This window comes from Treponema paraluiscuniculi Cuniculi A (assembly GCF_000217655.1).
Lineage (GTDB): Bacteria > Spirochaetota > Spirochaetia > Treponematales > Treponemataceae > Treponema > Treponema pallidum.
This window is the reverse complement of sequence record NC_015714.1, coordinates 1112382-1133390: the sequence shown is the minus strand read 5'-3', so window position 1 is coordinate 1133390 and position 21009 is coordinate 1112382. Positions and strand designations below refer to the sequence as shown.

Genomic DNA, 21009 nt, shown 5'->3' with positions numbered 1-21009 from the left:
CCCATGATACAACCTATTGTATTTTGCCTGCAATAAACGAAGAGGTTATACGCGCGTTGCTTTGTGGGGTGTAGATTATCTTGTTATTCAAGAGAAGTTTTTATGCTACACTAAGCGGCTCTTGTTTAGTGCGGGACTGTTGCACGACAGTATACCATGAGCATGCCCGCGAGAAATGGGGAGTCGGAGTGGTTATGAGGTGTGATGCTACGCAGGAAAAACGTGCGCACTCAGAATCAGGGGAGAGTGTTTTTTTCCAGAAGTTTTTGGAAACGCGGCAAATTCTCCTTTCAGGGGAAATAAGTAAAAACCTCGCAGAGGGAATAGTACGGCAACTCTTTGTATTGGAGTCTCTTTCCGTTTCGAAGCCCATCTATATGTACGTGGATTCTCCTGGGGGGGATGTGGATGCAGGGTACGCTATTTTTGACGTTATTCGCTTCGTCAAGACGCCAGTGTACACAATTGGAATGGGGTTGGTTGCGAGTGCTGGTGTACTCGTTTTGCTCGCGGCAAAAAAGGATTGTAGGTTTGGATTGCGCAATAGCCGGTACTTGATACACCAACCCCTTTCTGGTATGCGTGGCGTTGCGACAGACATAGAAATTCACGCACGGGAGCTTGAGAAAACGCGATCGAAACTGAACGCTTTGATCGCAAGTGAAACGGGTGTGAGCTTAGATAAAGTTGCACAGGATACGAATCGAGACTACTGGCTCGACGCTTCTCAAGCACTAGAATATGGTCTCATTTCGAACCTGATTGAAAAAAGGGCGGACCTTCCTAAGAAATAATGGATACCGAATCTGTCCTCTTTCGCGCGCAGTGCTTGCGTGCAGTGCGTGATTTTTTCCTTGAACACCTCTACATAGAGCTCGATACGCCTGCACTCGCCCGTGCGCTCGTTCCAGAACGGTGTCTTGAGGTGTTTCAAACCGAGTACTTTACGTCAGTGCATGCTAAAGATACACAGAAGTTATATCTCGTTCCCTCTCCTGAGGTTTTTCTGAAACCGCTCATCGCGCAACTGCAACGTTCGGCTTTTCAGATCTCAAAGTGCTATCGCAATGGAGAGTCCATGGGCGCCTTGCATAGGCCGGAATTTACTATGGTCGAATACTACACGGTGTACGCTGACTACAAGACGTCGCTCGATGTAAGCAGCAAACTCTTTCGCTTTGTGGTTGAACAAGTACAGAGTCATCCGCTCGCGGACCCATATTCGTGTGCTTGTTTTTGTGCTCCCTTCGAGTACGTGACGGTCGAGGAAGCTTTTCTCCGCTATGCAGGCTTTTCCCTTTCGCACGCGAGTAGTGTACAGACGCTTGCGCAGGAAGTATTGCGCTCCGGAATAGACCTGGGAGCACGTGCGGGGGTCGATTATACCCAGTGGTCATGGGACGATTTGTACGAACTGTTGCTCGTGCATATTGTTGAACCAAAGTTGAGGTCAATAAAGGATCGTTGCGTCGTGCTGTATGACTATCCTATACAGATATCCTGCCTGGCGCAGGAACACACTGGACGCTCAGGGATACAATCTACGTCACCTAACAAGGGTGACGCACCTCACTGGGTGGTAAAGGAACGGTGGGAACTGTACGTCCGCGGTGTGGAACTCATAAACTGTTACACAGAGCAGCGGGATGCGAAGCGTGTTACCCGGTACTGCAGGGAAGAACAAACCGCAAAACAGGGATCTGCGCGAGTTGTGCATCCTGTTCCAGAGGGCTTTGCGCACGCGTGCGCACGCATGCCCCCTTGCTCTGGAGCAGCACTCGGATTTGATCGCCTGGTTGCGCTGCTAGCCGGTCGGCACTCATTAGATGCGTTTGTGTATGATCAGTGACACTCCTCCTGCCTTGGAGAAGTTAATTGGAAGTTTCCTGGTTGTATTCGATGAGCGTTCTCACGGGAAGATCCCCAATCAGCTCATGGTACCGTAGGAATGGTAAACCCACAACGGCGAAGAAGCCCACCACTTCTGCCCCGCCAGCCCGGAGCATCGTGCGCGCTGCATTCAGCGTTCCACCAGTGGCAATCAGGTCGTCTGTTAACAGCACGCGGGCCCCCGCGACTACATCGCTCTTGTGAACCTCAACGGTCGCCTTTCCATACTCTAAGGAATAGGAGCACGAGTACGTATCCCCCGGTAGTTTCCCCGCCTTCCGAACTAAAATAAGAGGTATTCCCATGCGGTCTGCAAAGGGCGCGGCAAAAATAAAGCCACGTGATTCGATTGCTGCGACCGCGGTAACGTGCTCATCGCGGTAAAATTCCACCATTTGATCAAGACAGTAACGAAATACAGCCGCGTTCATCAGCACGCCAGTAATGTCGTAGTAGAGAATTCCTTTTTTAGGGAAATCAATCCGCTTACGAATTGCGCGGTCCAGCGCCGCGTGTCCGTCCATAGGGGCATGGTAACGTCCAATACCACGCACGTCAATGATCTTACCGGTTTGTTGGGAGGCTTGGTGGATTGAGAATTACGTCTCCTGGAAAAAAAGATTTCGCTGAAACTTCACGAAATCTCGGTGAAAATAAATGATGATTTTATCAATCGGTGAAAAAAAGCCGGGAAAAGTCCAAAAAGACAGTAGTTATGCTCCATTTCTTTCGATTTTTTGTTGGCATGGTTTTTGCTTTAAAGTTTGGAGGAGGAAGAACGATGAACATGTGTATAAATGGAAAAAAATACCACAGCACCGCCACGAGCGCTGCAGTTGGAGCCAGCGCCCCCGGTGTACCGGACGCTCGTGCCATTGCTGCTATCTGCGAGCAATTACGCCGGCATGTAGCGGATCTGGGAGTACTGTATATCAAGCTACATAACTATCACTGGCACATCTACGGCATTGAGTTTAAACAGGTGCATGAGCTCCTTGAAGAGTATTATGTATCAGTTACTGAAGCCTTTGATACGATTGCCGAGCGGTTGTTACAGCTGGGCGCGCAGGCTCCTGCGTCTATGGCTGAATACCTTGCGTTGAGTGGAATTGCAGAAGAGACGGAGAAAGAGATCACTATCGTCTCTGCGCTTGCGCGCGTAAAGCGGGATTTTGAATACCTAAGTACGCGATTCAGCCAAACGCAGGTACTTGCAGCTGAAAGTGGGGATGCAGTGACTGACGACATTATCACAGACATACTGAGGACGTTGGGAAAGGCCATTTGGATGCTTGGTGCTACCCTGAAAGCCTAGGTAGAGCAGGCTGTACGTACAACACACGTATGGCCATGCGCTGGAAGCCCTGTATTTTGCGCATAAGGCCTCTCTCCCGTTACAGCATGAGGGGAGGGAGGTGTTGGTTGAAGTGCTTGGGGAAGTGTGCATAATCGTCCTACGGAAGGGGGCGTTTTGTGGAAAAAATTGTTAACGCAGACGGATCGGATGCTATCTGTCCTGCGTCTGCGGCCTGTGCTAAGTCCATACGATCTTACCAGGAGAGCTATTCTCTTGGTGAGGAAATCGCAAATGCAGTCACCCACGGTATCGGTGTCGGACTATCCATCGTTGCACTGGTGCTCCTGGTGGTGCGTGCAGTGCACTATACGCCGGCTGACTTGACGGCTCGCTATGTTGTTGGTTTTAGTGTCTTTGGCTCCTCACTCATTGTGCTGTACCTGTGCTCTACGCTGTACCATGCTCTGCCTCGTGGAGCGAAGTATGTGTTCGGTGTTATTGATCACTGTTGTATTTACGTGCTCATTGCAGGTACGTATACCGCGAGTTGCCTGACTACACTGTACGGCGCGATCGGATGGACTGTTTTTGGGGTTATTTGGGGATTAGCGTGTAGTGGGAGCGTAATGTACTCCGTGTTTGGGCATCGGGTACGGTGGCTGTCTCTCGTGATGTACATAGCGATGGGGTGGCTGGTAGTGTTTGTAGCAAAGCCGTTGCGGGAACGGCTCCCTGAGATTAGCTTTCTGTTTTTGGTATTAGGAGGCGTGCTCTACACGGTTGGTTGTGTATTCTATGCACTCAAGAGAATAAAGTGGACGCATACTATCTGGCATATGTTCGTCATCGGCGGTAGCGTCATGCATTTTTTTTCGCTGTATTTAAGCTTTTAAATCCATAAGCCTCCTATGATAGATAGGAGGTTCGTTTCTTTGCGAAGACCGCATCCTGTCTGACGGAGCGAGCGGGTTCGCGCAGTCCTTTATGGTGATGAAGACTGAAACTGGTTCAACCTCAACGCATTGCATAGCACCGAGACTGAGCTTAAACTCATTGCTGCTGCTGCAAGCATAGGTGTGAGACGTAATCCGAAGAAGGGATATCCGAGTCCTGCTGCTAGAGGAACGCCGAGCGTGTTGTAAAAAAATGCCCAAAATAAGTTCTGCTTCATGTTCCGCACCGTTGCAATGCTGAGATCTACCAACGTTACCACGTCCTGTATGCAGTTTCTCATCAGGACTACGTCTGCACTTTCTACTGCAATATCAGAACCTGCACCGATGGCGATCCCAACATCGGCGGATGCCAGTGCAGGCGCGTCGTTTACGCCGTCTCCTACCATCGCTACCATCATTCCGGACGCTTTTAAAGCGGAAATTTCTCGTTCCTTATCATGAGGGAGTAACTCCGCTTTACTTTTCTTGACACCACAGCGTGCAGCGATGGTGTGTGCAACGTGTTTGACGTCTCCCGTTAGCATCAGCGTTTGGATCCCACGCTTGTGCAAGGCACCAATCGCTGCAGAAGAATGTACCTTTACGGGATCTGAAACAAAAAGAACTCCTACGAGATTTTTATCCGCTGCTACAAATAAGGGCGTTTCCTCTGGATTGTGTAATGGAGAAAGATATGTGTCCATGCCATCAATGCTGTGTGCGACCATCATACGTGCATTGCCTACCATGACGGTCTTTGCATACGAGGTATGCACTAAGCGCGCCCGTAGACCGAGTCCTTGTTCTGAGTTGAAATCGGTTATAGCAAGCGGTGTCATTCCTTTACGCTGTGCAGCTACGCTAATTGCAGCTGCAAGCGGATGGCCAGAGCATACTTCTAAGCTGTACGCAAGGCGCAGTATGTCTTCTTCGTTATAGGTTGGATGGAGCGTGTGTATGTGTGAAAGTGTAGGACGTCCTAAGGTGAGGGTGCCAGTTTTATCGAACGCTATTACTTTTGTGCGTGCCATTTGCTGGAATACCTGCGCTGATTTTATGAGAATACCCATCTGTGCACCCTTACCCGTTGCAACCATGAGCGCAGTAGGGACGGCAAGTCCTAACACGCACGGGCATGATATGACCAGGACAGTGACTGCGATAGAAAAGGCAAATTCTGCAGACGCTCCTGCGCATAACCACGCGCAGCCAGAGAGCAAGGAGAGTGCTACGATTGATGGTACGAAGTATGCGCTGACAGCGTCGACCAGTTTGGTGACCGGAACTTTAGACGCAGTAGTTTTTTCTACCAATGAGATAATTTGCGCAAGGGTGGTATGCTCCCCTACCCGTTCAGCACGAAATTTGAGGAACCCCGTGCTGACTAAGGACGCAGAAATGACGGAATCTCCGCGTCCTTTTTCTACCGGAATACTTTCCCCTGTGACGTTTGACTCATCGAGCGTGGCCTGCCCGGATGTGATGATCCCATCTACCGGAACTAGCTCACCTGCTTTTACAAGTACGGTGTCTCCGACAAGTACGTCCTGTGCAGGAATTTCTATCTCAATTTCATGGGTCTCATGGGCTGATGCAGCGCTTGCAGTTGTTGGGGAAGAAGGGGATGCTCCGCGCGGAACAGATACCTGACGGATAACGCGAGCCGTTTTAGGTTTTATGTCTAGCAGTTGTGTGAGTGCGCGAGAAGTGCGCCCTTTAGACAAGGCGGACAGGTATTTACCCACCGTGACGAGCGTTACGATCATTGCAGCTGATTCGAAATACAAATCCGCCACATAGTGCGATACAAGTGCCGTGTCGTTGGCATGCACGCCCATTGCTATACGCGCCGTGGCAAAGAGACCGTATGTAAAAGAACTCAGGGAACCGAGAGAGATGAGCGAATCCATAGTTGCAGTGTTGCGTCTCAGAATTGCACCATACAACGCAATAAGTCCTGCACGAAAAAGAGAGCGATTGGCGTACAGGACAGGTAATGTCAGAAACGCCTGTACAAGGGCAAAGGAAAGCGCATATTTCAGGGGGTGCAAGAACCCAGGGATCGGTAGGTGCACCATGTGCCCCATGGACAGATACATAAGGGGCACGAGTAAGCAGAGAGAAGTACGGACACGCCTTTTGAGCGTCACAAAATCTGGATGTACCGGCTGGGTTGCAGCAAGCGGTGCGGTTGTCGAATGCGTATCTAAAAGCGTGGCTTTGAATCCTGCATGTGAAACTGCATCGATGATGGTCTGAGCAAACAGGGTGTGCTCAGTAGGGTGAAGATCAGTGTGTACGTATAAATGGCTGGTGGTGGGATTTACGTAAACGTCGTATGCGCCTGTCACGTGGCGCACTGTTTCCTCTATGCGCCGCACGCACGCAGTGCAAGATATACCGTGAACAACAAATGACACCTGCATGAAAGACTACCTCCTATTCAGGACGGGTTTTTTATGTATCCAAAAGCTCTGGGGAGGAGCGGCTGGCAGTGACGGCAAAAAAACTTGCATGTACCGGATAAAAAACCGTACACTTTTCATCCTATCTGCTGTGAAATGGGAGCTCAACGAATTATGACCCAAAAACTGCAAAAAATAGTGCTACCTCCTGTCTATGGGCCTGCAGATTTTGAAGCGCGTGTCTACGCATGCTGGGAGCAGCGGCAGGCATTTAGCCCGCGTGCGCGCGGGAGTGGAACGTCGGATAGCGAGGGGTGCGATGGGCATGGCAGACAGATAGAAGGGGGTGTGCGTACCTTTGTCATTGCTATCCCACCGCCAAATGTAACGGGCGTGCTCCATATGGGGCACTGTCTCAATACGGTGTTGCAGGATATCGTTATCCGCTACCAGCGCATGGCCGGTGCGTGTACGCTTTGGATTCCGGGCACTGACCATGCAGGTATTGCCACGCAGCATGTGGTTGAACGCGCCTTGAGGAAGGAAGGCATCCATAAGCGTGAGGTGACGCGCGAACAATTCGTTGCACGAGCGCAGCAGATAAAGGATTCCCATCAAGACACTATTCGCATGCAGTTACAGAATATGGGGGCATCTTGTGATTGGACCTGTGAGCGCTTCACGCTTGATGCAGGTATGTCAGCCTCCGTACGCGAAGCGTTCGTTACGCTTTATGAACGTGGCTTGCTCTATCGTAGCATGTACTTGGTTAACTGGTGTCCTCGCTGTGGCACCGCGCTGTCTGACGATGAGGTTTTTCATCAAGAAAAGGATGGCGCGCTCTATTATGTTCGGTACCCTCTTTTACCCCGTACTGAAGAAGAAGGAAACGGCGTTCCCCCTCCATTGGGGACTGCTCAGGTGGGGGAAACTATCATCATTGCTACTACGCGCCCTGAAACCATTTTGGCAGATGTGGCAGTTGCGGTGCATCCAGATGATGCGCGCTACCAATCTTTGATTGGACGTAAGGTATGCGTGCCAATGGTGAACCGCATTGTTCCTATTATTGCCGATTCATATGTTGCGCAGGATTTTGGAACCGGTATGGTAAAGATTACTCCTGCGCACGATCCGAACGACTGGGATATTGGGACGCGCCATTCGCTTGAAGCGATTAATATGCTCAATCCAGATGGCTCGCTCAATGATCAGGTGCCTGCTGCGTATCGGGGGCTTTCGTGTGCTCAGGCACGGATACAAATCGTTGCCGATTTGCAGGCGCATGGGCTCCTGTCCCGTGAGGAGCGCATAGTGCATTCGGTGGGAGTGTGTTATCGCTGCGAAGCAGTTATTGAGCCGTATCTTTCTCTGCAGTGGTTTGTCAAAATGAAACCACTTGCTTCTCAGGCCCTGGCTGCGTGGAAGCGTGCGGACGTGCAGTTCCATCCTAAGAAATGGGAAAATACCTATGTGCGGTGGCTTGAGCACATTCGCGACTGGTGTATTTCGCGCCAGCTGTGGTGGGGACATCGCATCCCGGTGTGGTATTGCGCACAGTGTGCACAGCAAACGGTGAGTCGGGTGGATGTGCAGCGCTGTGCTCATTGCGGCAGTGCGGATATAACGCAGGATCCTGATGTGTTAGATACGTGGTTTTCCAGCTGGCTGTGGCCTTTTTCTACCCTTGGGTGGCCTCAGGAAACGCAGAAGCTGCGCGCGTTTTACCCCACGTCTGCAGTCATTACCGCGTATGACATTATTTTCTTTTGGGTGGCGCGCATGATAATGGCGGGGCTGGAGTTTACGCAAACGGTTCCTTTTCGAGATGTGTACCTGCACGGTTTAGTGCGTGACAAGCAGGGAAGAAAGATGAGCAAATCGCTCAACAACGGGGTGGACCCGCTGCACATTATTCGCACGTACGGTGCCGATGCACTGCGTTTTACGCTTGCCTTTATGTGTGCGCAGGGGCAGGACGTGTTGATAGAAATGGATTCGTTCAAGATGGGTTCGCGGTTTGCGAATAAGGTGTGGAATGCTTCTCGTTATATTTTGGGCAATCTCGAAGGCAGGCGGGTGTGCGCTATTGCGCACGTGTCTCTAACTGAACTGGATCGCTGGATCTTTCACACATTTAATGAAACTGTGCAGCAGGTGCGTACAGCACTTGAAGCGTACCGTTTTAATGATGCGGCACAGGCAGTGTATGAGTTCTTTTGGAACAGCTTTTGTGATTGGTATGTAGAGGCAAGTAAATGCTCGTTTCAGAAACCTGATGAACAGGAGAAGGATCGCGCAGCTTCAGTGCTCTGTACCCTTCTGGAAGAGGCGCTGCGACTGCTCCATCCTTTTTTGCCGTTTGTAACAGAAGAGATTTACCGGTCGCTGCCGCCTTCTGTGCACGATACCACCCAAGCAATTCCGTCTGGGGCGCACGCGTTGCTCATGTGCGCGCCATATCCGGTGTATGTGCCGTCGCGGGTAGATGCGCGCGCATGTGCGCATATAGGTGCGGTGCAGGAAATAGTGCGTGCGGTGCGTACGCTGCGCGCTGCGTGTGGTATTGATCCGCAAAAAGCTGTTTCAGTCAGACTGCGTCCGAGTTCTCCGGCGCAGGATGCGAACGCCGCAGCGCAGGCGTCCTGTGTGCACGATCCGGGAGCGGTGGCGCGCACATATGAGGAATTGATTTGTGTGTTAGCGGGTATTTCTCCGCTTGTGTATCTTGAAAGCGATGCGCCTAAACCGCAGGGTGCCGTTGCAACAGCGGGGGCAGGGTTTGAGCTGTTTTTAGTAACGACGGAAGGAATTGACCGGACGATGCTGAGCGCGCGTCTTCAAAAAGCGTGGCAGAAGGCGCGGCAAAAAGTGCAGCAGGTGGAGTGTAAGCTTGCAGACGCGCAGTTTTGCACGCACGCTCCTGAAGAAGTGGTGACCGCAGAGCGCAAGAAACTGGCAGAGGCGCGCGCAACGTGCCACACCCTTGCAGGATATCTTGCGGACATGAATGGAAAGCCTGGACCGCTCTCTGACTCCGACTAGGGTCCTGTGCCCCTGAGCAATCCGTTTAGCAGCACGAACAGCCCATATACCGCGCACAGGAGCACACCGGCAGGGCGGGTGAGGGTCCTGCGGCCGAGTGCGCACGCGTGAAAGATTCCCACAACTAACAGCATGGCAGGCAGGTGTAGCAGAGAAAAGATTTTTGGCACCGGCAGGCCGTGTGGCGTAAGAGACGCGGCAGCTCCGACTACAAACAGCACATTGAGAATATCCGCACCTACTATGTTTCCCACTGCCAGCGCGCCGTGTCCGCGGCGTACTGCGGTGATGGCAGAGACGAGTTCTGGCACGCTGGTGCCAAAGGCGATGATGGTTGCGGCTATGATGCCTGCAGGTACCCCTGCGCGGAGCGCCATGATTTCTACCGTGGGGATGAGGACACGCGAACCGAGGACGAGGAACCCGATTCCCCCTCCTAATTGCAGGAGCAGGCGGCATACACTGCGCGTATCAGTCCTGTCTGCGGGGAGCGCTGCAGTGCGGGTGTCTGGAGCGTGTGGGAGGGCCGACCAGCGCAGAGAAACCCACAGGTACAGCGCGAGCAGACTGAGAAACAGCCAGCCGACGTACTGATGCACCCGCGCGCCAAAGCGTGGCAGGGTTACCCATCCGAGCGCGCATACGACGAACAATTGCACCCGCGCGTGCCGGCGCATCAAGTGTGTGTCGAGCGCGAGCCCGGGGCGTGCAAGGAGTGCCCCGAGTCCGAGAATGAAACCGGTATCCACCACGATGGATCCTATGGCGTTTCCGAGTGCTAAGTCGGCGTTGCCGCAGAGCGCAGCGTATACAGACACGGCTGCCTCGGGGGTGGTGGTGCCCAGGCTCACGAGCGTGGCGCCCAGGATAGCTTCGCTGATCCCCCAACGCCGGGAAAGCGCGCTGGCGCTCTCTACCAAGCAGTCTGCGCTGCGGGCCAGAAAGTAGAGCGCACAGAGCAAGACGCCGAGTAAGGTGGGGAGTGTGCGCGCCGCAAGTGCGCTGCGTATAAACGATTCCATACTGCGTACTGGAACGGTATCACACTGAGGGGAGAATGGACAGCAGGGAGGAAAACGCTCATAATGACCGCACGTGAAGTGGTCGCTCGTTCTTTCAGGTGGTGGTGCGCGGGGAATTGCCCACATTGGGGTGCTCAAAGCGCTTGAAGCGCTGCAGGTTCCGCCGCCGCAATGTGTCGTAGGATGTTCTATGGGTGCGGTGGTGGGGGCGCTCTATGCGCTGGGGATGTCGGTGCGGGAGATGGAAGCGTTTTTTCAGCGTGATTTTGTTATTTCAGACTATGTGAATGCACGGGATCCCTCTGCGTGCGTTGAGGCGGGGATGGTGTGGGGGGCGCGGGCTGCGTTTCAACGCTTGGGCAAGCTGGTGCAGTTGGGGGTGAGCTTGAACACGCTCGTGCGGGGGCTGGGGCTTGATTCGGGAGAAAAGTTTGCCACGCTGCTGACGCGGGTGACGGGGGGGAAATCCTTTCACGATTGTAAAATTCCGTTTTTGTGCAATGCGGTCAATCTGTGTACGGGCGCGGAGGTTGTGCTCTCCAGTGGGATGCTTGCCCGTGCATTGCGCGCCTCGTGTGCGTACCCGGGTGTTTTTGCGCCGGTGCGGCAGGAGGGGGTGTATTTGGCGGACGGCTGTATATTGAACAACACGCCGGTGTGGATTGCGCGTGCGCAGGGTTTTGACGCGGTGCTGGCGGTGACGTTTGACCGGTTTGAGCAGCTGGGGCTCAGTGACTTTCGGACGGGATTTGACGTGTTGCTGCGCAGTCTTTCGTGTGCGTCGCATGCGGTTACCACGCAGGCGCGCAATTACCCGAGCGCGTGTGTGCGGGTAGAAACGCGGCGGGACCAGAGTGATTTTTCTCGTCCGCAGGAGCTGGTGGCGCGTGGGTATGCGGCGGTGCAGCATGCCCGTGCAGTGTTGGACGTATTTTTTGCCCGCGGGGTGCGGGGGATGCTCGGGCGGCGGCGTCTGGCGCGGCAGGCGCGTGCGTATTTTGAGCGCTAACGGGGGGACGCGTGGCCTGCGGCGAGAATGAGCGTGCCTCCACCTCTCCCCCGAACCGGGCGGCTGCCGCGCGCGGCGGAAGGCTGACGCTGCTGGACGGGTGCTGCGTGGCGCTGGTGCTGGCACTGACGGCGTGGAGTGGATTCTTCGTGTACCGCATGCAGGGGGGAGCGCGGACGCTCGACATTCGGTGTGGGGCGCAGCGGTGGACGTACCCGCTCGATCAGGAACGGGTCATCCGGGTGCGCGGCCCCCTGGGGGAAACGGAAATTGAAATTCGCGCCGGGGCAGCCCGGGTGTGCCGCTCGCCGTGCGCGAACGGCACGTGCATTGCGCACCCGCCGGTGCAGCGGGTGGGGGAGTGGAACGCCTGTCTACCGAACGGCGTCTTTCTGTACGTGCACGGCACCGACGCGGCTGAACCCGAAGCAGACGCCGTGCAGTAACGCGCCGGCGCGCCCGCGCGCGTGCCGGCAGACAGCGCTGGTGGGGCAGCCCGGGTGCGCCCCGCTACCACGCGATTTTAAGGCCGCACACAAAGGTGCCAAAGTGTTTATCTGAGGAAATATCTTCGGTAATCAGCATGTACGGCGAGGTGGTCAGCCGCCCCTGCTCCCACCGGGCGTCAAACTCCACTTTTTCTATTGGGCTAACGGTGAACCCCACGTGGTACTGCATTGCCTTTTCGCATAGCAGATTGCTAGCATTGTCGGTGTTGAAACGGTTAGTGGTGCCGTACACCACCGCGTACGGCTTGAGCCAGGCGTGGGAGCCGAGCGCAATCTGATAGCTCAGCCAGGTTTTGCCCACGACCGGCAGGTTGATATGCCCACCGGCTGTACGGCCGTTGTACGCGATGCCCCCGTTGTCTAAGTAGGAGGTGTAGGTGAAGGGAATGTACAGGCGCGCCTCCACCCCTGCGTTCAAGCCGGTGAGCAGGTGCGTGTAGGGGTCGCCGGACTTTGTTTCTAATTTTAGGAATGCGGCGCAGTCCAAGTAGTCGTCTGCAAACTGCCTGGAAAAGACGCGCTTGCCAAACATATTGGCACCGGCGGTGGCAAAATACGCGCCGGAAGAAAGCCACTTCCACTGCATGCACAGCAAGGCGTCAGCGCCCAACATGTGCACGCGCAGGCGGTCCAGCCACGCAAAGAACTTGACAAGCGCAATGGCCGGGTCCGGCCTTTCAAGGAGCTCGGCGAATTTCTTGGTGAGATTTTCTGCCACCCGCGCTACCTGCTGTGCTGCGCTACTAAGTACATTGGTGAGTTTTCCTCCCAAATAGGAAACCACCAGTCCCACTTGCTCTATGAGGGAAGCGCCCTGCACTTTTTTGACAAAAAAATCTACAACGCCACCGTTTCGCACTATCTGGAGAATTTGTTGCTGAAGTTCGGCTACCGCTTTAGCTACGGCCACTCCCGCCTTTTCCTCCACTCTCATCGTCTTCTCCATGTTCTCGTCGCTCCGGTGAATGTTTCCCACATCAAGCGCCAGCACGAGCCGAAACCCGTACCCCGGGGTCAGCGTCAGCCGTCCGCCGGCGCTCCACAGCAGGCTGTCTTTCTGATCATTCTTTCTTCCCTGCTCAGTCCCCGTGGTGTATTTGGGCTCCAGCGTGGCGTTCCCCGCCAGCTCCATCTTGATGCGCTCAGCGCGGTGGTGCGTGTACGTAAGCGTGGCGTCCGCTCCAAAGCCGTACTTGCTGTGCGCAGTACCCGTACTATCCCACATGCCGTTTGACGCAAACGAGAGAAAGCCCACGTCCAACCCAATGCCACTGCCGCCGATATCCTGCGCACGGTAGCCGAGCTTGCCCCCATAGCCGCCAAAGCCGGGCGCATAGCGCACGTCTTCCTGCTTGTAGTCGCTGGTCACGAACGGGTCCCATAGCTGCGCAAAGTTAATAAAGCAGTTCGGGTCCTTGCCAATGGTCAGGTACGCGTTGTAGCAGTGGAGCGTTGCTTCAAAAGACGCTTTGGGTTTTTTGAGCGTAAAGGCATTCCCCGGCTTGGGGGATTCAAAATCAACAGTCAGGTCCTTGAGCCGCAGCTCCGCCCACACGCCTGAGCGCGCCCCGCCGCGACGCAGGTGCGTGGCCTTGGGCACGAGGGGGAGCGAGATTTTCAAATCATTGGTGGTGCGAAACCCGTGCGTGTACCGGTTCGGCTGCGACGAAGGGTTCTTTTCAAACTTAATGCCCCACTGCAGCTGGGCGTGACCGGTTACCTGCGGGGCAATACCTAGCTGCTCAGAAAAAACGGGCAGTGCGCCAAACCCCGGGAGCAGCGCCCCGGCCCCCGCACAAAAAAAGACTGCACGCCGCACCGCCCCGGCTGCGCGCGCAGCGCGTGGGGTGTGCGGTGCACGTTTCTGTATACTCTGCACGGTGCAGTTCCCTCCCGACCCATTTCATTTTTACAACACCCCCCCCCGCCCGTGTCTAGCACCCTCCAGAAGGGGTCAACCGGCGCAGGGTGGCGTCACCGCCGCACGCCCCGCCCCCTCCTCAGGTAGACAGGGGGGTGGGGGCGCGCTATACTTGCAATCCTCAGTGCGCAGAGGGAGTTTTGTATCGCCCCGTGCGCCGCGCGCTGCAGCGCACCGCACGTGCCCGTTTTCATGGCACCGCATTATGAGCGCACGAAACGTTTAAAACTCAGGGAGCGCGAGAATGTCAAAAATATCCTCCAAAATATCGAGCGTTGATCAAGAAAAATTCCAAGCATTTCTGCAACAAATCCTCAGAAACGTAAAAACGCAGGAAGACCCCCGCGTGCTCGACGCCTATCGGCGCCTTTTTCGCAAGAGTGTCCCCTTCTCCATGCGCTCATACGTGGCCGCACACCTGGCGCACACACACTGCCGCGCCGGCGCCACCGCCGGCAGCACGCGGCGCACTGGAGCACGGGAAGGTATACGCACCGGCAGCGCGCACGCGCCTGCCAGCGCCGCCCGCGCGCGCGACTTTGAGCGCAAAGCGCGCGACTACCCCGCCCTCTGCCCGGGGGACACCACGAGCATCTTCATCAGTATTGGAAAAAATCGGCACATCTATCCGCGCGACATCATCGCCCTGCTCATGCAGCGCGCCGATGTTGCACGCGAGCACATCGGCACCATTCGCATCCTCGACCACTATTCCTTTATCCAAGTCCTTTCGGGTGAGGCAGAAGCGGTTATCGCCCGTTTAAATGGCCTCTTTTACCGGGGGCGCACCCTGACGGTGAGTCACTCGCGCAGGGCGGACGAGCATCCCGCTCCTTCTACAGAGCCGCACGCCGCTGCCGTTGCACCAGAGCCTGACTTTATGGCAGAGCCCATCCCCGCCCTGGAAGAATAAGGAACATGCCGTCAGTGCAGGGCGCCGCTCGGGCGCGGTGGCACCCGGTGCGGTGCGGCAGTTTTCGGTTGCAGGGCTGCGCGTGGAATCCTACCTGAGCGCGCTCAATGAGGCGCAGCGTCAGGCCGTTTGCCATTATGGCAGTCCGCTTCTTATCCTTGCCGGCGCAGGCTCAGGAAAGACGCGCGTTATCACCACTAAAATCGCCCATCTTATCCGTTCCCGGCAGGTTCGCCCCGAGCAGATTCTGGCAGTAACCTTTACCAATAAAGCGGCGCGTGAGATGCGCACGCGTGCCTGCGCGCTTGAGTCTGCCGCGCAGGGGGCAACTATCTGTACCTTCCACGCACTGGGGGTGTGGATCCTGCGTCGCTATGCAGTCCGTCTGGGATTGAACCCCCATTTTAGTATTTATGACGACCATGACGTCCGTGCACTCTTGCCAAAAATCCTGCCTAATTGCGATCACAGTCGGGCAGGCATGCTCGCGCGTGGAATTTCTCAGGCAAAGGACTATGGGCTCGACTGCACCTCGTTTGAGTCAGTGCACACGCGTGTCTCCGATCCTGCATGCGCTGCCAGAGCCGTTCTGGGTGACAGGCAGTTTGCGCACGCATATGCGTGCTACCATCGGCGTATGCGCGAAATGGGAACGGTAGACTTTGGGGATCTGATTATGCTTCCGGTGCAGCTCTTGCGTGAGCACCAGGACGTCGCCGAACAGCTGCATGCACGGTGGCAGGTGGTCATGATAGATGAGTATCAAGACTCAAACGTGGCGCAGTTTCATTTCTTGCAGGTGCTCACCGGTGCGCACACCTATCTTTGTGTGGTAGGGGACGATGATCAGTCCATCTACCGCTTTCGCGGAGCAGAGGTAAAAAATATCTTGACCTTCCCTGAGTTCTTTCAAAACACCCAGATTATCCGCTTGGAGTACAACTACCGGTCCACAGACGCAATTTTGCGTGTTGCCGATTCGGTAGTGAAAAAAAACCAAGACCGCTTGGGAAAGGCGCTGATTGCCCAGCGCACGGGAGGTACTAAGCCGCGCCTGTTCTTGCTGAATAATCAAGATGAAGAAGCTGCGCTGTGCGTGCACCTCATTCAAGAAGCGCGTGCGCGCGGCATCCCATACGCGGATTGGGCGATTTTATATCGGGTAAATGCACAGTCGCTGAGTTTTGAACAGTGTTTTTTGCGGAATCGCATTCCGTATCGCATTGTCGGCACGCTCAAATTCTACAGTCGCGCAGAGGTAAAAGACATGCTGGCGTTTCTCCAGCTCATAGTCAATGGCTCAGATGAACTGGCCCTCCGGCGGGTGCTGAATAAGCCGCCTCGGGGCATTGGAGAAAAGACACAAGACGCATTGTTTGTCTGTGCACGGCAGGCAGCCATAACTGATTTTACCACACTCCAGTCCACCCACCTGACCGCGCTTGGCACGCGTGCGCGGCAAAAGGTCAGTAGCTTTCTGTCACTGTTACGTGCGCTGCGTGCACGCATGCCACAGGCCCCCGCAGCGGGAGAAGAAGCTCGCACCAGTGCGCCGCCTGAGGAGCCGGTAGAGGAGCGCACCCACGATGCAGAAGGACTTGCGCGCTTTGTTTCTGTGGTAATGGAACACACGGGGCTGGAAGAATGGTATCGACAGAAGGATGAGGAAGAAGGGACGCAGTGCGCGGTCAACGTGCAGGAGTTAATGAACGCAGCGTCACTGTATGCATGTTCGCATGAGGGGTTAGTGAGTTTCCTAGAACACATCCAATTGGACCAAAATATGGCCGACGAGGGAGGAGCGGCCGACGCAGTGCACTTGATCACCATTCACAATACAAAAGGACTGGAGTTTCGACGGGTGATTCTGACCGGACTAGAGAACGGGGTGTTTCCGCGTGATGACGAAGCAGATATACAGGAAGAGCGGCGTTTGATGTACGTTGCCTGCACGCGGGCTATGGATAGCTTATACCTTACCGCGTGTGCGTACCGCAGAATGTGGGGACGACACACGGCGATGAAGCCCAGCCGCTTTTTGACTGAGCTTGACTCCGCGCTGTTAGAAATAACCGATCCGCGACACTTTGCCTAAAGCACTGCAGTGCGCCTAGCGCGGGGAGTCTTGGGTGATGAGTAATTTAACCGCTTCCACTGCAACCCGTATGGCGTTTTCGGTGTCGTGAACTTGAATGTCTTCCAATCCCTGTGCTCTGCGGGTTTGGTTTCCAATGACTAAGAGCACCGCGCCGGTGCGCACGCGCCGTACGCTCCCGAGCACAAAGAGCGCTGCAGACTCCATTTCGGATGCGAGTGTGTTGCATGCAATCCATGCGTGCCATTTTTGCGTGAGTTCTGCATGGACGGGCATGGTATGGGGGGAGTGTTGACCGTAGAAGTTGTCTTTACACTGAACCACACCGAGCGCGTGGCGCACCTGCACGTCTTCTGCAGCGTGTTTGAGTGCAGCAGTGACCGTAAAGTCCGGCACCGCAGGAAACTCCACGGGAGCATATTCTTTACTGGTGCCTTCAAAGCGAATCGCACCGGTTGCAATAACTACCGTCCCGGCAAGAATATCAGGCTGCATGCCCCCTGAGGTCCCTACGCGGATAAAGGTGTGTGCGCCCAAATGGATGAGCTCCTCAACACCAATTGCAGTTGACGGCCCCCCAATACCGGTGGACATGACGCTGACTGGTGTTTCGCAGAGGGTGCCCGTGTACGTGACGTACTCGCGGTTGTGGCCAACTTTGTGAGGATGAGAAAAATGTTGGGCAATCTTTTCGCTTCGTGCAGGATCCCCCGGTAAGATAACATAGTGTCCGATGTCTGACGCTTTCAGTCCAATGTGGTATTCGCAATCCGTACTGTAGACAAGCTTCATGTGTTTCCCCTTTAAGCGTAAGGTGCACAGCACTCCCCAGTCACGAAGAATCCCGACCGCAGGGGACGGTGACAGGTAGTTCTCTTTTTGGCGAGGCATCTTTTACCCTTTTTTCATAGACCTAGGAAAGGCGGTCACCAACCGTGCGAAAATATGCACGGCAGGAAGCGAGTGTTGAAACAAACGTGTCTTCCTCAAAGGGTTTGTGCAGATTCGCTGTGGCAAGCAGACGCATGAACGGTTCGCTGCCGCCTCGGCTGCACAGTACGCAATAGTCATGCCAGGCTTCCGCATAGGCAGTAGGAGTTGTGCTGGCGTACGGTGCCGCGCCGGTGAGAGTAGAAAGGTGAGTGTATGCAACGCGGCTGCGATCCCAAAATTGCAACGCACATATCTGCGCGAGCGTGTAGTCTATGTAGTAAAAGGGTATACAGAAAATGTGACTTTGACGCATCCACAGTCCCCCGCAGGACAAGTAGTGCTGCCCTCCGTACCGACGGCGAGGTAAATACTGAGTTTCTAATGCGCGCCACGCCTTCTTGCGTTCAGTGGCAGAAGCGTCCGCATGTGCGTACACCCAGTGTTGGAATTCGTCCACGGCTGCCCCGTACGGTAAAAGCTCCACTGCCTGTGTTAAATGGCGCAGGTAGAAGCGTTCTTTCTGTTCACCAAAAAAGAGCCCCATCCACGGCCAGGTGAGAAATTCCATACTCATTGAGTGGATCTCGCACGCTTCGTACGTGGGCCACACATACGCTTCCAAACAGGGATCAAGACGCGCTCGATAGCGTTGGTAGGCTTGGAAGGCGTGGCCCACCTCGTGCGTCATAACCTCCACGTCATGTGCAGTGCGATTAAAGTTTGCAAAAATAAAAGGCGCACGATATGTGCTCAAGGTTGTGCAGTATCCACCGCTCGCTTTTGCAATACGTGCACAGACATCAAATAGGTGGTACTCGCGCATAAAGGTAAAGAACTGGTCTGTTTCTGGGGACAGTTCGCGGTACATACAAGCGGCCTGATTCAATATCCAGGGTGCATCTCCCTGGGGAACTGGATTTCCAGAAGGGAAGTACAACGGCTCGTCATAAAAGAGAAGTTCACTGAGTCCAAGTCGAGATCGCTGTTGTTCATGTAGTTCCGCAGCGAGGGGTACGGCGTAGCGCAGGATGTAGGTGCGGTAACGCGCAATATCTTGCATATCGTAGTCGCTGCGTAACAGGCGGTCATAGCCGAGTTGGATGTAATTGTCATAGCCGAGCGTGCGTGCGATGCGTGTGCGCACTCGTACCAGCGTGTCATAGAGGGTATCGAGCTCCGATTCATGTTGAGCAAAGAAGTGATAGTATGCCTCATGCGCGTCGCGCCGCGTGTTGCGGTCGGTGTGTTCCATAAAGGGAGACAGCTGGGCGAGAGTGTAGTGGTGGCCTCGGAAGAGAATGTGTGCGGAAGCGAGGAGTGTTTCATAGGCGCTGGTGAGACGATTTTCTTCTGCGAGGTCTTCCATAATCTCCGAGCAGAAGGTTTTGCTCTGAAGGCGTGCAAGGGTAAAGCGGTGAGTGCCAATAAGTTTTTCAAGACCGTCGCGCTGTGGTGATGCAAGCAGCAGCTGGTTGAAGGCATGATCTAAGCGGGCAAAGCGAGGATGTACAGCATCGAAGAAATCCTGTTCTCTGCGGTAAAAGGTGTTGCGTGTATCAATGGAACAGCGTATGTTCGCTAGTGCCTGTGCGGTAAGATATTGGCGCTGGAGATCCTCTATGGCGAGTATAGACGCATACGCATCGCGTGCACAACGGGCCTGCGCGAACTCCCCATGAGCCGCGTCGACGGCATGCTCGAGTATGTCCATGTGTGGCCGCGTGTACGGAATGTCTTCAAATCTTTGCATGCGTTATGCGCCCATCATCAGGCGGACTGAGCGTTTGTTCAAGTTAGCTGATTTCTTTCAGCAGAAGGTTTCTTCAGGAAGTTCTTCGCAACTATCTGGAGAGTATACGCATTCTAACTGTCTTTGTGCTAGCGCAGCTTGACACAGAATGATTTTTATGAGACGATCGGGGGATTTTGCGCGGGAGGCGGTGGTGGGCGCGGTTTTGGTTGGTGTGCTGCTAATGGGAGCGGCGGTTTTCGCTCTTCTTTCCCCTATGGAGTACGGTTGTGGTCTCGGGTGGGCGCAGGATGCACTGCGGTTCTTGCGTGGTGCTGCGCCAGTCGGCGGTATTTTTGCTGGTTTTATATCTCTCCTTGTAGGGGTGGCAAACATGCGTGATCGTGCGCCCACGCGCAAGCTACCGGAGCGTGTGGATAAAGGAGCAGAGGGGTGAGGACAATCTTTGTTAATGAGCGCGAGGCTGTTCGCGCTTGGCACCTGATTGACGCAGCGGGGCGCCCCTTGGGGCGTGTTGCCGCGCGCGTTGCGTGTCTCCTGCGTGGTAAGCATAAAGCATCGTACACGCCAAACCAGGAAATGGGTGATTACGTTGTGGTAATTAACGCTGAGAAGGTGTTCCTGAGTGGGACTAAACCGAAGGACAAGATGTACTACCGCCACTCGGGCTATCCTGGGGGGCTCAAGAGCGTGTCGTTTAGCGCGTTGGTCAAGCGCCGGCCTGTCGAACCGTTGCGTCACGCGGTTAAGGGTATGCTACCCAAGGGGCCTTTGGGACGCAAGCTTATCAAGAATGTGAAGATATACGCGGGATCTGTGCATCCGCACGAGTCGCAGAATCCCGTGCCGCTGTCGTGTTAAGGAGTGGTAAAGAGCGTGAAGAATCTTGGGATCGGAACAGGGAGAAGGAAAACGGCTGTCGCTCGCGTGTGTATCCGTATGGGGAACGGGAATGTTACCGTCAACAGACGGGATGTCGGCGCGTATTTTCCTACGGCGGAGCAATTGCGTCGGGTGCGCGAACCCCTCTTCGCTACCGCGAACGAGCGGCGTTACGATGTGATTGTCAATGTGTATGGCGGCGGACTTGACGGGCAGGCTGGTGCGTGTGCGCATGGTATTGCGCGCGCTCTCGTGCGTGCTGACGCTTCAAATCAGGCTTCGCTGCGTGCAGGTGGGTTGCTCACGCGTGATTCTCGCATGGTAGAGCGCAAGAAGTATGGCCAGCGCGGTGCACGGCGTAGATTTCAATTCAGTAAGCGATAGGCGCTTTTGTCTCTGTGCT

General features: G+C 54.9%; 18 protein-coding genes. 12 read left to right on the top strand and 6 right to left on the bottom strand.

Features of this window, described 5'->3' with window-relative positions; genetic code table 11:
* Positions 1-194: 194 nt before the first annotated feature.
* Complete coding sequence (locus tag TPCCA_RS05115) at positions 195-794, top strand: ATP-dependent Clp protease proteolytic subunit (protein ID WP_013945594.1); 600 nt, start codon at positions 195-197, stop codon at positions 792-794.
* Complete coding sequence (locus tag TPCCA_RS05110) at positions 794-1849, top strand: amino acid--tRNA ligase-related protein (RefSeq protein WP_013945593.1); 1056 nt, start codon at positions 794-796, stop codon at positions 1847-1849. The genes TPCCA_RS05115 and TPCCA_RS05110 overlap by 1 nt, the downstream gene beginning before the upstream one ends.
* Before the next feature lie 22 nt (positions 1850-1871).
* On the opposite strand, the gene TPCCA_RS05105 is transcribed toward TPCCA_RS05110, so the two are convergent.
* Positions 1872-2444: an adenine phosphoribosyltransferase gene (locus tag TPCCA_RS05105; protein WP_013945592.1), complete on the bottom strand. Its 573-nt coding sequence runs from the start codon at positions 2442-2444 to the stop codon at positions 1872-1874.
* Between the two features lie 227 nt (positions 2445-2671).
* Between TPCCA_RS05105 and TPCCA_RS05100 the strand changes: the two genes are divergently transcribed.
* Positions 2672-3205, top strand: a complete 534-nt coding sequence (locus tag TPCCA_RS05100; protein WP_013945591.1) for a Dps family protein — start codon at positions 2672-2674, stop codon at positions 3203-3205.
* A 158-nt stretch (positions 3206-3363) separates the two neighbouring features.
* Positions 3364-4080 (top strand): PAQR family membrane homeostasis protein TrhA, encoded by a 717-nt coding sequence (trhA, locus tag TPCCA_RS05095; RefSeq protein WP_013945590.1) that lies wholly within the window; start codon positions 3364-3366, stop codon positions 4078-4080.
* 89 nt (positions 4081-4169) lie between these two features.
* On the opposite strand, the gene TPCCA_RS05090 is transcribed toward trhA, so the two are convergent.
* Entirely contained in the window at positions 4170-6548 is a 2379-nt protein-coding gene (locus TPCCA_RS05090) for a heavy metal translocating P-type ATPase (protein WP_013945589.1), read from the bottom strand.
* 153 nt (positions 6549-6701) lie between these two features.
* Here TPCCA_RS05090 and TPCCA_RS05085 point away from each other — a divergent pair, with 153 nt between their 5' ends.
* The gene (locus TPCCA_RS05085; RefSeq protein WP_013945587.1) at positions 6702-9572 is read left to right on the top strand and encodes a valine--tRNA ligase; all 2871 of its coding nucleotides are present in this window, start codon (positions 6702-6704) and stop codon (positions 9570-9572) included.
* On the opposite strand, the gene TPCCA_RS05080 is transcribed toward TPCCA_RS05085, so the two are convergent.
* Positions 9569-10594, bottom strand: coding sequence for a sodium:calcium antiporter (locus TPCCA_RS05080; RefSeq protein ID WP_013945586.1), 1026 nt, complete (start codon positions 10592-10594; stop codon positions 9569-9571). The genes TPCCA_RS05085 and TPCCA_RS05080 overlap by 4 nt on opposite strands.
* Before the next feature lie 73 nt (positions 10595-10667).
* Here TPCCA_RS05080 and TPCCA_RS05075 point away from each other — a divergent pair, with 73 nt between their 5' ends.
* Entirely contained in the window at positions 10668-11603 is a 936-nt protein-coding gene (locus tag TPCCA_RS05075) for a patatin-like phospholipase family protein (protein ID WP_013945585.1), read from the top strand.
* Between the two features lie 11 nt (positions 11604-11614).
* Positions 11615-12049: a NusG domain II-containing protein gene (locus TPCCA_RS05070; RefSeq protein WP_010882476.1), complete on the top strand. Its 435-nt coding sequence runs from the start codon at positions 11615-11617 to the stop codon at positions 12047-12049.
* 64 nt (positions 12050-12113) lie between these two features.
* Here the strand turns inward: TPCCA_RS05070 and TPCCA_RS05065 are convergent, their stop codons facing one another.
* Positions 12114-13991 carry a major outer sheath N-terminal domain-containing protein gene (locus TPCCA_RS05065; protein ID WP_013945584.1) on the bottom strand — a complete coding sequence of 626 codons (1878 nt, stop codon included), beginning with the start codon at positions 13989-13991 and terminating at the stop codon, positions 12114-12116.
* A 286-nt stretch (positions 13992-14277) separates the two neighbouring features.
* On the opposite strand from TPCCA_RS05065, the gene TPCCA_RS05060 reads away from it, so the two are divergent.
* On the top strand, positions 14278-14946 hold the full coding sequence (locus TPCCA_RS05060) for a DbpA RNA binding domain-containing protein (protein ID WP_013945583.1): 669 nt from the start codon (positions 14278-14280) through the stop codon (positions 14944-14946).
* A gap of 82 nt (positions 14947-15028) precedes the next feature.
* The gene (locus TPCCA_RS05055) at positions 15029-17041 is read left to right on the top strand and encodes an ATP-dependent helicase (RefSeq protein ID WP_013945582.1); all 2013 of its coding nucleotides are present in this window, start codon (positions 15029-15031) and stop codon (positions 17039-17041) included.
* Positions 17042-17056: 15 nt separating this feature from the next.
* Here TPCCA_RS05055 and udp read toward each other — a convergent pair whose 3' ends face one another.
* Entirely contained in the window at positions 17057-17833 is a 777-nt protein-coding gene (gene udp, locus TPCCA_RS05050) for a uridine phosphorylase (protein ID WP_010882471.1), read from the bottom strand.
* Between the two features lie 121 nt (positions 17834-17954).
* Positions 17955-19724, bottom strand: a complete 1770-nt coding sequence (locus tag TPCCA_RS05045; RefSeq protein ID WP_013945581.1) for a M3 family oligoendopeptidase — start codon at positions 19722-19724, stop codon at positions 17955-17957.
* Between the two features lie 148 nt (positions 19725-19872).
* Between TPCCA_RS05045 and TPCCA_RS05575 the strand changes: the two genes are divergently transcribed.
* Genes TPCCA_RS05575 through rpsI form a run of 3 tightly spaced genes read left to right on the top strand, consistent with a single transcriptional unit; the run spans position 19873 to position 20990 of the window.
* Positions 19873-20160 carry a hypothetical protein gene (locus tag TPCCA_RS05575; RefSeq protein ID WP_013945579.1) on the top strand — a complete coding sequence of 96 codons (288 nt, stop codon included), beginning with the start codon at positions 19873-19875 and terminating at the stop codon, positions 20158-20160.
* The gene (rplM, locus tag TPCCA_RS05030; RefSeq protein ID WP_010882469.1) at positions 20157-20585 is read left to right on the top strand and encodes a 50S ribosomal protein L13; all 429 of its coding nucleotides are present in this window, start codon (positions 20157-20159) and stop codon (positions 20583-20585) included. The genes TPCCA_RS05575 and rplM overlap by 4 nt, the downstream gene beginning before the upstream one ends.
* Positions 20586-20600: 15 nt before the next feature.
* Positions 20601-20990, top strand: coding sequence for a 30S ribosomal protein S9 (rpsI, locus tag TPCCA_RS05025; protein WP_010882468.1), 390 nt, complete (start codon positions 20601-20603; stop codon positions 20988-20990).
* Positions 20991-21009: the final 19 nt, after the last annotated feature.

Coding starts and splice junctions, on each gene's coding strand:
- TPCCA_RS05090 (WP_013945589.1), bottom strand. CDS start 6,548: ATGCAGGTGTCATTTGTTGTTCACGGTATATCTTGCACTGCGTGCGTG.
- TPCCA_RS05100 (WP_013945591.1), top strand. CDS start 2,672: ATGAACATGTGTATAAATGGAAAAAAATACCACAGCACCGCCACGAGC.
- TPCCA_RS05115 (WP_013945594.1), top strand. CDS start 195: ATGAGGTGTGATGCTACGCAGGAAAAACGTGCGCACTCAGAATCAGGG.
- TPCCA_RS05085 (WP_013945587.1), top strand. CDS start 6,702: ATGACCCAAAAACTGCAAAAAATAGTGCTACCTCCTGTCTATGGGCCT.
- TPCCA_RS05045 (WP_013945581.1), bottom strand. CDS start 19,724: ATGCAAAGATTTGAAGACATTCCGTACACGCGGCCACACATGGACATA.
- TPCCA_RS05110 (WP_013945593.1), top strand. CDS start 794: ATGGATACCGAATCTGTCCTCTTTCGCGCGCAGTGCTTGCGTGCAGTG.
- udp (WP_010882471.1), bottom strand. CDS start 17,833: ATGAAGCTTGTCTACAGTACGGATTGCGAATACCACATTGGACTGAAA.
- TPCCA_RS05575 (WP_013945579.1), top strand. CDS start 19,873: ATGATTTTTATGAGACGATCGGGGGATTTTGCGCGGGAGGCGGTGGTG.
- TPCCA_RS05060 (WP_013945583.1), top strand. CDS start 14,278: ATGTCAAAAATATCCTCCAAAATATCGAGCGTTGATCAAGAAAAATTC.
- TPCCA_RS05080 (WP_013945586.1), bottom strand. CDS start 10,594: ATGGAATCGTTTATACGCAGCGCACTTGCGGCGCGCACACTCCCCACC.